Raw genomic sequence first — 13,463 nt, 5'->3', positions numbered from 1 at the left:
TGCGGGATCAGCCGACCGGAATGGCCCTGGGGAGCGCCGTGTCCACGGTCTTGCCGCTACCGTCCTCGGCCGTGACGCGAACGCCCAGGAAGCCGCCCGGCTTCAGCGCCGTGTGCGGTGCGAGGAACCGGTACTCGCCGTCGTGGCCGAAGACGAGGACCTGCTTCCACGTCACGCCGTTGTCGGCGGTGACCCAGGCGCGCACCTTGCGCAGACCGTCGACCGCCCCTGTGACATCGGCCTTCACCAGCAGCGGGAGGCCGGCGCGCGCCCGGTTCAGCCGGTCCAACGGCGCGTCGAACGCCACGTTGAGCAGCTTCACCGGGGTCGCCGTGTCACCCGCACCACCGGCGGTGAAGGTCCACTTGGAGGTCGCCTCGCCGCCCATCGGGAAGATGCCGGCGGACGTGTACGTACGGCTCAGCTCGTACGAGGCCTTGTCGGCGTCGGCGAAGGTCTTGTCGATCAGCGAGCCCCGATCGGCGACCAGGGTGCCGTTGCGGTGGAGCCGTGTCGTGGTCTGGACGCGCTGGGGGAAGTTGAAGTCGCCGTTCTGGCCGACGCGCCCCTCGGGGTCGACGCTGTCGTCCAGCTTCAACTGAAGGCGCGCACCGGTGGTCTGGCCGGTGGCAAGCACGGAGAACGGGCCGGTGAACCAGGTGTCCTTCGTGGTGGTGCCCGGCCGGTAGGTGAACTGGGCGGGCGCGTAGTTCACCGAAACCCCGTCCTTGTTGCGGTACGTGAAGCGCAGCCAGATCCGGTCCTCGGCCTGGATGTACTCCGTACGCTCCCGGGGGACGGTCAGATAGGACGGCGAGGACGCGTTGAGGCCGTTCAGCCCGGTCCCGTAGACCGTGCTGCCCTCCTGGTAACGGTGCTTCTCGTTCATGCCCCGGTACGTCATGCGGACCTTGGCGAACGTCTCGACCTCACTGCGGGTCAGCCGTCGCTCGGGGTCGTCGCCGACCTCGGTCCGGGCGTAGGCCGCGTCGTAGAGGACGGACGTGTCGCCCACGGTGGTGTCGCTGTCCGCGTCGGCGAGACGCCAGCGCTCGTTGAACGCGACCTTGCCGAGGTGGGTTTCCGTGGTGGGCGTGATCCAGAGCGCGTCGCGCGGGAAGGCACCGTAGGCGCCGCCGGCGAGCATGCTGTGCCGGATGCCGTACTTGCCGTCGTCGGTGGTACGGGTCAGGTTGCCGGCCATGAACTCGGGCCTGGTGTCCTTGCCTTCCATGGACGCGGTCCAGCGACGGGCCTTGCGGGCGTCGAAGACGATCTCGTTCGAGCCGGCGTTCAGGTCGGCGCTGACGATGGCGATCTGGCGGAGTCCGTCGATGGTCATCGCGATCATCGCGAGGCCCATGTAGCGGCCCTCGGGGACCCGCAGGTCGCGGGTGCCTTCGGCACGGATCTCCGCGTTCAGCGAGGCACCGCTGTCGGCGTTGAGCAGGGAGATCTGGGCGGGTGCGGGCTTCCCTGCGCGGTCGAGCGTGGTGACCTTGACGGACTGTGCCCGGTCCAGGAGCAGCGGGACGCGCAGCGCCGGGCCGCCGCCGGCGGGAAGCGCCGTCAGGGCGCCGGTGTAGGTGCCGGTCGGCGTGCCCGTGGCGTCGACGGTGAGGGTGACGTCGGTGGACTCACCGGCGCCCAGCGTGACGGTGGGGGTCGAGAGGGTCAGCATGCCGGCCGGCGGGGTCGAACCGGTCGCGGCCAGCGTGCCCGTGAGGTCCAGGGTGACGGTCGCGTCACCCTTGTTGGTGAGCTTCACGGTACGGGTCGCGGTGCCGTCGGTCACGTCCAGGCGCCCGAAGTCCAGGGCCCCCGTGTCGGCCACGACGGTCTGCTTCAGCGCGGCGGGGAGGTTCAGCACGCCCGTGCCGACGTCGTACAGCGACTGACCGTTCTGCGGAGCCTTCGTGGTGCCCATCAGCGTGTGCTTGAGCTGCTCCGGGGTCCAGTCGGGGTGCTCCTGGGCCAGGAGGGCCGCGGCTCCGGCGACGTGCGGGGCGGCCATCGACGTACCGGACAGTGCCGTGTACGCCGGGTCGGACTGCACGGTGCCGATGTTCGTGCCCGTGGCACGGGCCGCGACGACGTTGACGCCGGGGGCGGCTATCTCCGGCTTGACGGTGCCGTTGAAGGACGGGCCGCGGCTGGAGAACGAGGCGGTGCCGCCGATGAAGTCCACCGCGGCGACCGACAGGGCGTGCGGGGCGATCGAGGGGGCGGACACGGTGCTGATGTTCGGACCGTTGTTGCCCGCCGACACCACGAAGAGGGTGCCGGACGAGGTGGCCAGTGCTTCGAGCGACTGGGTGACCGGGTCCTTGCCGTTCGTCGGGCCGCTGCCCAGCGACATGTTGACGACCTTCGCGCCCTGCGCGACCGCCCACTCCATACCGGCGATGACCTGCGAGTCCGAGCCGGACCCGTCGTCGCCGAGGACCTTGCCGACGATCAGGTCGGCGTCCGGTGCGATGCCGGACCGGAGGCCCGGCGCACCCGCGCCGCTGCCCGCCACGGTCGCCGCGACATGGGTGCCGTGGCCCTGCTTGTCGAGCGTGCTGCCGCTGCCGGAGAAGTCCTTGGTCGCGCTGACGCGGCCCACGAGGTCGGGATGGGTCTGGTCGGCGCCGGTGTCGAGCACGGCGACCTTGACGCCCTTGCCGGTACGGCCGGACTGCCAGGCGGTGTCGGCGCCGATCTGGGTGAGGTTGCGGTCCAGCGCGTCGGCGTGGACCTTGCCGTCCAGCCAGATGCTCTCGACGCCCTTCAGTTCGCCGTCGTTCAGTCCGCCCTGGGTGTCGAGGGCGTCACCGAGCTCGGCCGCGTCGTCCTTGTCGAGGACCGCCGTGCTCGCCTTCAGCGAGCGGAAGTCGCGCTGCGCGGGCAGCAGTCCGTCGTCGGCCAGTGTCTCCGGCCGCTCGGCGCCGGTACGGCGCACGATCAGCGGCAGCGTGCCGGCGCGGGAGTCGTCGTACCCGTCGCGGATCAGACCGTCGACGTTGAACAGCTGCGGGTCCAGGACGGAGCCCACCTTGCCGATGACGTCGCTCGGGTAGAAGTACGCGTCGCCGTCGATGTCCGTACGGGCGAGGAGCGTGCCCGGCGCCGAACCGGCCGCGGGCTCCGCGCTGTACGCCTTCCTGCCGTCCGCGGTGGTGGTGACCGTGACCCGGTCGCCCGTGACGAGAGTGACGGTACGGCTTTCCGAGGCGCCGGACGGGGTGACGGCCGGGGTGACGGCCACGTCCGGAACAGGCGCCGCGGTCGCCGACGGCAGGGCCGCGGGCGCGCACAGGGTGACGACGGTGATCGCCGCCACGAGTCGGGCGCGGGCGAGGGGTCTCATGGGATCTCCGGCTTCTGGAGGGGGGACGGGGTCGGCGTGCCGGGCGCGGAAGGCGGCGGCAGCTTGATGCGGTACGCACTCCGGTCGTCCGTCTCCTCCTCCGTGAGCAGCATGGTTCCGGTGAGCCGGCACCACTCGCGGAGGGCGGGGCGGACCTGGGGGTTGGCGCTGTGCAGTTCCAGCACGCTGCTCTCGGGCAGCTCGTACCGGTGCCGCTCCAGCAGGCCGAGGATGCGCGCCCATGGCTCGCCGCCCGCGTCGACGACGGCACGGACCGAGTCGACCGAGCCGACGGATTCGTCCGTGTCGTGCAGGCCGGACGACCCGGCGTACGGGGCGCCGGACGACGTCGGCGGCGAGGCAGTACACATGGCGGTTCTTCCTGGGCGGGCGGGAGTACGGGCACGCTCACCCCGGGGTTCCGGGGGTGGCCAGGACCGTAGGCAACCCTCGTTACCCGCGAATTACCGCTCTGCCGGCGCGGTCCGCCGACCGGCGCTCCCGGTGGCTTCCCGCGTCGCGGCCAGTTCCTCCGTCAGCCGTCGCATTCCTTCGAGCACCTGCGGGTCGCGGGCCGACGGCAGCGCGTCGGCGCAGGCCTTCAGCGCCTCCTCCGCCCGCGCCCGACGCCCGCAGCGCAGTTCGACCTCGGCGAGTCCCACCAGGGCGTACGGCAGCGCCCACGAGGTGCCCAGTGAACGGGCCAGCCGTACTGCCGCGTTGGCCAGAGCGGTCGCCCGGCGGTGGTCTCCCACCAGCAGCTCCGCGCCCGCCAGGTTGCTCTGGTCGAAGGCGAGCACGGTGGGGTCGCCGGTGCGCCGGGCGACCGACACGGCGCGCCGCGCGAAGTCCCGTGCGGCCGTCGGCCGGCCCTCCTCGCGGGCCAGTTCGCCCACGACGGAGAGCGCGCTGGAGATCAGGGCCGCGTCGCCGGTCCGCTCGGCCGTCCGCAGTGCCGCCTCGGCCGCCTCGCGGCTCTCCCGCACCTGTCCGGTGACGAGGAGGGCGGCGGCGCGGGTGGTAAACGTGCGGGACAGCACCGCATCCCGCTCTCCTGCGGGGAGCCCCGCGGTCTCCCGCTCCGCGAAACGCAGAGCCGCGAGCGTGTCCTCGAAGTGCCCGGCGTGGAAGCCCAGGGCGCCGAAGGCGAGATGGAGCCGTGCGCGGTCACCGGCCGTCGACCCGCTCTGCGGCGCCTCGCGGAGCACCGCGAGACCGTCGAGCGTACGTCCGGCACGGCCGAGGACCTCCGCCAGGCACACCGCGGCGCGCAGCGCACCGGACGGGTCCCCGGCCGCCGTCAGGTCCCGCAGTGCCCGCCTCAGCACGTCCTCGGCCTCCGGGTAGCGGGCGGCGCGGCGCAGGACCTCCCCCCAGGCCAGTCGCGCCTCTCCCGCCGCCGGCCGGTCGGTGGTGTCGAGTCGGGCGACCAGTTCCCGGTAGTAGTCGCAGGCGCTGTCGTTGGCGTACAGCGAGGCCGCCCGGTCGGCGGCCGCCCGGAGGAAGACCGGTGCCCGCTCGTCGTCGGCCACCGTCATGTGGAACGCGAGGGTGTCGACGGCGTCGGGACGCAGCCGCAGCACCGTGTCCGCGTACGCCTGGTGGAGGCGCCTGCGCGCGGCCCTGCTCAGCTGGTCCGCGCAGGCCAGCCGTACGAGAGGGTGGCGGAAGGCGTAGCCGAGAACGGCCCGGCCGCCGAGGACGACATCGCGTTCCTCGACGATGCCCGAGACGGTCGCCGCGTCGAGCGCGGCGGTGACCTCCGGCCCCGCCGGCGGCGGATGCAGACCGGCCGAGGTGACGGCCTCCAGCTCGGTGAGGGAGACGGCGGTACCGCCCGCGACCGCGAGAGCGGCCAGCGTGCGGCGGGCGTCCTTGGGCAGTCGGGTGAGTCTGCCGCCGACAAGGCGGCGGATGCCGTCGGGAACGGCGTCGGCGTCCGGCTCGACGGTGGTGCGGTGCCGTGGTTGCATGCGCTCCAGGTCCGCTCCCGGAGTGCTGGTCAGTTCCAGGGCGAACAGCGGGTTTCCGAGCGAGAGCCGGAAGACGCGGGAGGCGGTGCGACGCTTCTCGGCCAGCTCCGCGGCGCCGGAGCCGGAGCCGGAGCCGGAGCCGGTGTGGCCTGTGGCTGCGGCGGCCAGTCCCGCGCAGTCGGCGCGGCTCAGACGCAGGAGGTCGACTTCCACCGCCATCCGCTGCCGCAGGATCCCGTCGAGCACCTGCCGCCGCACGTCGTCCGGCTCCAGGGTGTCGTCACGGCAGGTGGCGATGAACCGCCAACGCCTGTCCTGGGTGGTACGCACCAGGAAGTGCAGCAGGCTCAGCGAACCCGGGTCGGCCGCGTGGACGTCGTCGAGCACCACGAGGACCGGCCGGGCCGCAGCGAGGTCGGTGAGGAACCCGGCGACGGCCCGGAACAGCCGGGCGCGCTCCTCCTCCGGGCTCGCGGCGGCCGCCGGCCCGCCGCCCAGGGACGGCAACAGGGCGGCGAGCCCGACGTGTTCGGCACTCACCCGGGAGCGCTCCGCCACCCCGCACCCGGCGAGCCGGCCGTCCAGCGCGTCGGCGAAGACCCCGTACGGCGTCTGTCCCTCGGCCTCGTGACTCGTGCCCCACAGCACGCACACACCCTCCGCCGCCGCACGGCGTGCCGCCTCCGCGACCAGCCGGGTCTTGCCGATGCCCGCCTCGCCGCGTACCACGACGAGCGGGGCGGCCCCGGCGGGCGCGGACCCGCACGCGTGCTCGACGAGGAGCTCCAGCGGGCGTTCGCGGCCGAACAACGGCAGGCGTTCGGGGCGGCGGATCGCGGGCGGCAGCGGCGCGGGTTCCGGCTCGGTGCGGGCGAACGGGGCGACGGCCCGGGCGTCGAGCGCGGCCAGGGCGGTGCGGTGCAGCGCCTCCAGCTCGGCGCCCGGCCGCACGCCCAGTTCCTCGGAGAGCGCCTCACGGCAGGCGTGGTACTGCCGGATGGCCTGGCGTGGCCGGCCCATGGCGCACCAGGTGCGCGCCAGCAGCAGGTGCAGCCGCTCGTCGGCGGGGACGCGGTCCAGCGCCTCGCGCAGCACGCCGACCGCCTCGTCGGTGCGGCCGTCGGCCAACAGCCGCTCCGCCAGGGCCCGTACGAGCTGTTCGCGCAGCACTTCGATACGGAGGCGGCGTTCCCGCGCCCAGTCCGCGTACCGGTCCTCGGGGAGAAGTTCCCGGCCCAGGGAGGCCAGGACCGCGCCGAGCGCATCGGCCTCGCCCGAAGCCAGCGCGGCGCGGGCGGACTCCTCCGCCTCGTCGGCGTCGACCCGTACCCGGTCCGCCGCCAGGAAGAGCGCCTCGCCCTCCGCCACCAGATAGGACGACGGAGTGCGGGGCGCGAGTTCGGGCTCCAGGGCGTGGCGCGCGGCATGGAGCGTGACCCGCAGATTCCGCAGGGCCGACTCCATGGGGACGTCCGGCCAGAGCTGCTCCATCACCTCCTCGCGATGGCGCCGCCGCCCCGGGGCCACGGCGAGCAGCTTGACCAGCGTCTGCGCGGTGCTGCGCCGCCATCGCCGGGGGATCTCCACGCCGTCGTCACGGACCGCCCCGAACCCCCCGAGGAGGTGCAGGGTCAGCCGTGGAGCGCGCGGGGTCTCGGCCGGTCCTGGCATGGCGCACACCTTAGCGATGATCAACCACGCGCACGACGGTGACGTACGTCCCCGGGAGGGTCGCTCAGGCGATGTCGCTGATCGTGCGCAGTGCCTCGCCGGTGTGCATCTGACGGATCGCCTCGTTGATGTCCGTCAGCGGTACGTGGTGGGTGATCATCGCCTCCAGGTCGATGCGGCCCGCGCGCCACAGGTCGATGATCGTGGCGTAGGTGCGGCGGATGTCGGCGCCCCCGTAGAACGAGGGGAGGATCGCCTTCTCGTTGAGGACCAGTTCGGCCATGCTGATGTCGGTCATGTCGGTGCGCGAGCCGGCGCCGACGAGGCAGACCGTGCCGCCGAGGCGGGTCGCGTCGTAGGCGGCGCGCAGGGTGCCGGCCTTGCCGACGGCCTCGAAGGCGTAGTCGAAGCCGAAGCCTCCGGTGAGCCGCTTGACGGTCTCCGGCAGCTCCTCGGGGGCGATGGCCTCGGTGGCGCCGAACGCGAGTGCCCACTCCCGGCGGTTGGGGGTCGGGTCCACAGCGATGATCCGCGCCGCGCCCGCGACCTTGGCGCCCTGGAGGATGCTGATGCCGACGCCGCCGAGGCCGATCACGACGACCGACGAACCCGGCTTCACCTTGGCGGTGTTGAGGGCGGCTCCGATTCCGGTGGTGACACCGCAGCCGATGAGGGCGGCGATGTCGTACGGCACGTCGTCGGGGATCAGGATCGCCGCGTAGGCCGCGATCACGGTCTCCTCGGCGAAGGTGCCGGCGCCCAGCATGCCGGGGACGAACGGGGCGGGGTGGGCGAGCACACCGCTCATGGCCGACAGGTCGGAGTGGCAGAGCCCGGCCTTGTGCATCTTGACCCGGACCCGGCCGGGGCCGAAGGACACCGGCTCGACGTCGACGACGTCGAGGGTGTCGTCGCCGGTCTTGTGCAGGACTGCTGCGTGCATCGTGTGCTCCTCGTGGTGCGGTGGGGGTCAGGACCGGGCCGGGGCGGGCAGGTGGATCGTCTTGGTCTCCTGGTACGCCGCGAAGCCCTCGGGGCCGAACTCGCGGCCGATCCCGGAGTTCTTGTAGCCGCCGAACGGACCGGCGACGTCGAAGCGCTGGCAGTTGACGGAGTAGGTACCGGTGCGGATGCGCCGGGCGATCTCGGTGCCGTGCTCGTCCGTGCCCGCCCAGACGGTGCCGGCGAGGCCGTACGGGGGCGAAGACGGCGTGCATCCTCGTGATCGGCTGTCTCGTCGTCTCGCTCGCCGTGAGCGGCGGGGTGCGCGGGACCGGCCGTGTGCAGCTCGTCAAGGTGGTGGTCCTGTTCGCGGTGATGGCAGGAGCGGCCTTCCTCGTACTCGACCGCTTCGGCTGGAACCCCGACCGGCTGCTGGGCGCGGCGGCCGCGGGCAGCGGCCTGGGCGACGCCTTCCTGGGGCCGGGCGTCCAGTACGGCAGCGGTCCGATGGCGGTGGCGAACCGCTTCGGTCAGCTCGTCACCGTGGCGCTGGCGGTGTGCTGCCTGCCGCACGTCACGATGCGGGTCCTCGGCGCGCCGGGCGGCCGGGCGACGCGCACGGCCATGCGCTGGGCCGTCGGGCAGTTGATCGCGATCTCGGCCCTGCTCCTCGTCGTCGGTCTCGGCGCGGCCGCCGTCCTCGGCGGCCCGGCACTGAGCGGGGCCGACCCCACAGGCAGCATCTCCCTGCTGCTGGTGACCCAGGCGCTCAGCCCCGGCGGCCTCCTCGTCTCGGCCGTCTTCAGCGCGGTGTTCCTCACCGCCCTGACCACCGTCGCCGACGTCACGCTCGCCGCCGCGGCCTCGGTCGCCCGCGACCTGCTGCCTCGCCGCCCCCGGCCGGGTACCGAAAGGGTCCCCCACCAGGACCGCCACGCCCGCTGGGCGGCGGCCGCGGTGGGCGCCGTCACCGTCGGCTTGTCCCTGCCCGCCGCCGGCTGGAACCTGCTCGTGCTCTCGACCCTGGCGATGACGCTCGCCGCCTCCGCCCTCGCCCCCGTCCTCGTGTACACCTTCCTGTGGCGCGGCTTCACCCGGCGGGGCCTCCTGTGGTCCGTCTACGGGGCGAGTGCTCTCACCTTCGCCCTGCTGGCCGTCTCCCCACTGTTCTCCGGCTCGCCCTCGGCAGCCTTCCCCGGCCTGGACTTCCATGCGACGGCCCTGGTCAACCCCGGTCTCGTCACCATTCCCGCCGGTTTCGCGCTCGGCTGGCTCGGCAGTGTCCTCGACCGCGGATCCGGCGCGGCCTGCGGGTACGCGGACCTGGCGGCAGCCGTCACCTCGGACGCCCCTGTGCGGTGACGTCGCAGGACGATGCCCAGTGGGCCGCGCATGAACCCTCCCCGGGCCGAACTCGCCGGCTGGCCGATCGCCCACGTGGTGTTGTAATCGAAGGGGCTGCCCCGGACGATCGGGCAAGGCGGGAGAGGGTGTGATGGGCCGCTCTCAGGATGCGGGCCGCTCGGCGGGCCCGGCGCTCGACAAGGCCGTGCTGGACGCCGTGTTCTCGGAGTTCCCCTTCGGTCTGCACGTGCTGGACCCGGACCTCCGGGTCGTACGGTTCCGGCCGAGCGCACGGTTCGCCCGGCTGTTCCCGCTCGGGGACGTGACCGGACAGCCCCTGATCGAGGTACTGCGGCGCCTCGGCATCCAGGATGCCGAGGCGGCCGACCGGGCCGCGAGGCGGGTTCTGGCGACGGGGCAGCCGGCGCGGGGCATCGAGATGCCGGTCCGGAATGCCGGGGACTCCCACCGTGACGCCGTGCTGTCCGTCTCCTGGTTCCGCCTGCACGACGAGGACGGTGCCGTACTGGGCCTGGCGGCCGTGGCCCTCGACGTCACGCAGCGTCATCGGGCGCAGGCGCGCCTGCGTCTGCTCGACGAGGCCGGCGCCCGCTTCGGAGCCACCTTGGACGTCCTCGGCATCGGCCGGGAACTCGCCGCCGTCGCCGTACCGGACCTCGCGGACATCGTCACCGTGGACGTCATCGACTCGGTGCTGCGCGGCGACGCGCCCGTACCCGGCCCGGCGGCCCGGAACCTGCCTCTCCGTCGTGTGGGACGCGCCGACGGCGACGACCGGCAGCGGGGTGGCGCGGCGGTGGGTCAGATGAGCGACGTCTCGTTGAGTCCGGCGTACCAGCAGGCTCTGGCCGACCTGCGGCCGCGCCTGGTCACCGGCCTGGCCGCGGGCCGGGGGTGGGCCGGCGAGGAGCCGGAGCTGCGGGAGCGGCTCCTGTCGGCCGGGGTGCAGTCCCTGATGATCGTTCCGCTGTCCGCCAGGGGCGTCGTCCTCGGACTGGGCTGCTTCTACCGGCTGCACGGGCCGCCCGCGTACGAGCAGGACGATCTCGCGCTCGCCGTCCAGCTGGCGGACCGCGCCGCGCTCTGTCTGGACAACGCACGGCTGTACGCCCGGGAGACGTCCGCCGCCCGCGTCCTCCAGCTGGGGCTGCGGCCACCCGAGGTCCCCTCGCAGGCCGCGGTGGAGACCGCGCACAGCTATCTGCCGTCGGGCGCCGCCGGGGACTGGTTCGATGTCATCCCGCTGTCCGGGGCGCGTGTCGCGCTCGTCGTGGGAGACACCGCCGGGCGGACCCTTCACGCGGTGGCCGCGATGGGAGAGCTGCGCGCCGCGATCGGCGCCCTCGCGGATCTCGACCTGCCGCCCGACGAGCTGCTGGAGCGTCTGCACGGCCTCGTCACGCGCCTCGGCGGCGCGATGGGCGGGTTCACGGAGGGCGGTCCCGAGGACGGGCCCATGCGCGCCAGCTGCCTCATCGTGGTGTACGACCCCGTCACGGGAGAGTGCGTCATGTCGACCGCCGGCCATCCCCCGCCGGTCGTCGCCTACCCGGACGGCAGGATGGAGCTCGTCGACATCCCCGACGGACCGGCTTTGGGGCAGGGCGTCGCCCGGTACACGGCGGTGCGGCGGACCCTCCCCGAGGACAGCGTCCTCGTCCTGTACAACTCGGCGCTTCGCGAGGCCGCCCAAGCCACCACGGACGAGCGGCTCGACCGCCTGCGCGACGAGCTCCGGACCGAGGGCCGGAGTCTGCAGGCCACGTGCGACGCACTCCTCGGGATCCTCACCGCCCGGCTGTCGCGGCACGACGCGGTCCTGCTGCTCGCCCGCACGCGCCTCCTGGACTCCGAGCACGTGGCCACATGGCAGCTGGCCAACGAACCGGCGACCGTCGCGACCGCCCGCGGGCTCGTCTCCGAGCGCCTCACGGCCTGGGGCCTCGGCGAACTCGCCTTCACCACCCAACTCGTCGTCAGCGAACTCGTCACCAACGCGGTCCGGTACGCGACGGGGCCGATCGAGCTGCGCCTGATCCGTGACCGCGCTCTCATCTGCGAGGTCACCGACGACAGCAGCACGGCGCCCCAGCTCCGGTACGCCGACGACACGGACGAAGGCGGGCGGGGGCTCTACATCACCGCGCAGATCACCCAGCGGTGGGGGCACCGGCCCACACCGCGGGGCAAGACGATCTGGACGGAGCAGGAGCTGCCCTGACGGGTGGGTCGGGGCGGCTCCGGTGGTCAGGGCGTGACGATGGCGAAGTCGGGGTCGAATTCGTCGAGCAGCCCGGCGAGTGTCTGCAACACGGTCTCGTCCCCGTCCAGGGTGATCTTCCGGGCCCGGGCCAGCTGCGGGGCGCCCGCCGGCTTGAGGAGCGTGGCGACGAGGGCCGCCTTGGGGCCGGTCACCGTGAGCTGCGTGTCGGGCGACGGGCCGCGGCGGGCGTTGAGGACGCCTCGGCGGACCCACATCGTCCATGTCTCCTCGGCCCCGGTGTCCGTGAAGCGGAAGTCGACGCGGAAGTCGGCGGTGGCGGCCTTGTCGCCGATGAGGTGGACGGCGACGTAGTCGAAGAGGATGTCGATCGGCATGGCCAGGATCGAGTCCGGGCTGGCCGTGGCGAACGCCGCCGGCACGACGCCCTCCCGGAGTTCCTTGGCGGCGGTGAGGAAGATGCCGCGCCACTGGGGCCCTTCGGCCTGGTAGCCGAGCTGCTCGTAGGCGTCGGCCTGCAGGTTCCTCGCCTCGGTGTGCTCCGGGTCGGCGAACACCAGGGCGTGCAGGATCTGGGCGGCCCACCGGTAGTCGCCCGCGTCGAACGCCCGCCGCCCTTCGGCGAGGATCCTCTCGGGGCCGATCAGGTCGGTGAGGCGGCGGGCCGTCTCGACCGGGGGGTGCGGGTGGAGGGAGACGGGATCGCCGTCCCACATGCCGAGTTCCTTGGTGAACACGGCGCGGACGTCGTGGTGGAGCGTGCCGTGGTAGCCGCGGTTGAACCACTTGCGGCCCAGCTCCTCGGGCAGCTCGACCACCTCGGCCGCCTCCAGCGGGGTGTATCCCTTGTTCGCGAGCCGGAGTGCCTGGTCGTGGATGTACTTGTACGTGTCGCGCTGCGACTCCAGGAACGAGGTGACCTGCTCGTTGCCCCAGACCGGCCAGGTGTGCGGCCCGTAGTGGACCTCGGCCTCGTCGCCCCACCGCTCCAGGGTCTCGTCGAGGTAGCGGGCGAAGTTCCGGGCGTCACGCGTCCGCGCGCCCCGCAGCGTCTGGATGTTGTGCAGGGAGTGGTTGGCGTTCTCCGCGCACGTGAGCGCCCCGAGCTGCGGGACCCAGATGTGCATCTCCTCGGGCGCCTCGGTGTCCGGGGCGTAGAGGAACTCGAACTCCAGGCCGCCCAGTTCGCGCTTCTCGCCGGTCTTCGTGACCGGGTCGGTCGGCGAGATGTACGAGACGGTGACGCCCGGCACGGTGGAGATGCCGATGCCGCAGGTGACGCAACCGGTCTCACCGTGGTCGAGCAGGCTGTTGAAGGCGTACGACGCCCGCCGTGACATGGCGTTGCCCGCGATCACGTTCTCGCCGATCGCGTGCTTGTCGAAGGAGGCGATCGTGCCCGGCGCGATGACGGGCACCTTGCCCGAGGCGACGTCCTCGACGCTCACCACGCCCTTGACACCGCCGTAGTGGTCGATGTGGGTGTGGGTGTAGATGACGGCGGCGACGGGCTTGTCGCTGACGTGCTCCCGGATCATGCCCATGGCCTGGGTGGCGGCCTCGACGGAGGCCATGCAGTCGACGACGACCAGACCCGTCTCGCCCTCGATGACGGTGAGGTTCGCGATGTCGTTGTTGCGTACCTGGTAGACCCCGTCGACCACCTTGTAGAGGCCGCCCTTCCGGATCAGCTGCGACTGCCGCCACAGGCTCGGGTTCACCGTGTCCGGGGCGGGTACGTCGTCGCCGATGTAGTCGAACCGCGCCGCGTCGAAGATCACCCGGCCGTCCCCGCCGTACAGCTTGTCGGGCAGCGGAGCGAGGAAGCCGCGGTCCCGGTCGGCGAAGTCCTGCCGGTCCTCCATCGCGTACCGGGCGAGCGCCTCCCGGTTGACGGCCGCGGTCGCGGTGCTGGCGGGCTTGGACGAGTCGGCCATGG

General features: G+C 72.9%; 7 protein-coding genes and 1 pseudogene. 2 read left to right on the top strand and 6 right to left on the bottom strand.

Translation table 11 applies throughout. The annotated features are described in order from the left end of the window. Positions 1 to 7: 7 nt before the first annotated feature. From OG357_RS37100 to OG357_RS37080, 5 genes and pseudogenes are all read right to left on the bottom strand, one after another. Positions 8 to 3,352, bottom strand: a complete 3,345-nt coding sequence (locus tag OG357_RS37100; protein WP_329625287.1) for a S8 family serine peptidase — start codon at positions 3,350 to 3,352, stop codon at positions 8 to 10. After that, positions 3,349 to 3,723, bottom strand: a complete 375-nt coding sequence (locus tag OG357_RS37095) for a hypothetical protein (RefSeq protein WP_329625286.1) — start codon at positions 3,721 to 3,723, stop codon at positions 3,349 to 3,351. Before OG357_RS37095 ends, OG357_RS37100 begins: the two co-directional genes overlap by 4 nt. Before the next feature lie 93 nt (positions 3,724 to 3,816). Beyond that, positions 3,817 to 6,996, bottom strand: coding sequence for an ATP-binding protein (locus OG357_RS37090; RefSeq protein ID WP_329625285.1), 3,180 nt, complete (start codon positions 6,994 to 6,996; stop codon positions 3,817 to 3,819). A gap of 64 nt (positions 6,997 to 7,060) precedes the next feature. Then, a complete protein-coding gene (locus OG357_RS37085; protein WP_329625284.1) occupies positions 7,061 to 7,939 on the bottom strand; it encodes a zinc-binding dehydrogenase in 879 nt (292 codons plus the stop codon). Between the two features lie 27 nt (positions 7,940 to 7,966). Further along, positions 7,967 to 8,191 (bottom strand): annotated as a pseudogene (locus tag OG357_RS37080) (aldehyde dehydrogenase family protein); the annotation flags it as partial. Positions 8,192 to 8,217: 26 nt separating this feature from the next. On the opposite strand from OG357_RS37080, the gene OG357_RS37075 reads away from it, so the two are divergent. Both OG357_RS37075 and OG357_RS37070 read left to right on the top strand, forming a co-directional pair. After that, complete coding sequence (locus tag OG357_RS37075; RefSeq protein WP_329625283.1) at positions 8,218 to 9,300, top strand: sodium:solute symporter family transporter; 1,083 nt, start codon at positions 8,218 to 8,220, stop codon at positions 9,298 to 9,300. A gap of 133 nt (positions 9,301 to 9,433) precedes the next feature. After that, a complete protein-coding gene (locus tag OG357_RS37070; RefSeq protein ID WP_329625282.1) occupies positions 9,434 to 11,524 on the top strand; it encodes a SpoIIE family protein phosphatase in 2,091 nt (696 codons plus the stop codon). A 26-nt stretch (positions 11,525 to 11,550) separates the two neighbouring features. Here OG357_RS37070 and OG357_RS37065 read toward each other — a convergent pair whose 3' ends face one another. After that, complete coding sequence (locus OG357_RS37065) at positions 11,551 to 13,461, bottom strand: alkyl/aryl-sulfatase (protein WP_329625281.1); 1,911 nt, start codon at positions 13,459 to 13,461, stop codon at positions 11,551 to 11,553. Between the last annotated feature and the right edge of the window lie 2 nt (positions 13,462 to 13,463).

Origin of the sequence: Streptomyces sp. NBC_01255 (assembly GCF_036226445.1) — a bacterium.
Classification (GTDB): domain Bacteria; phylum Actinomycetota; class Actinomycetes; order Streptomycetales; family Streptomycetaceae; genus Streptomyces.
Note: the sequence above shows the minus strand (reverse complement) of the source record. Positions and strands in the feature narration are given on the sequence as shown.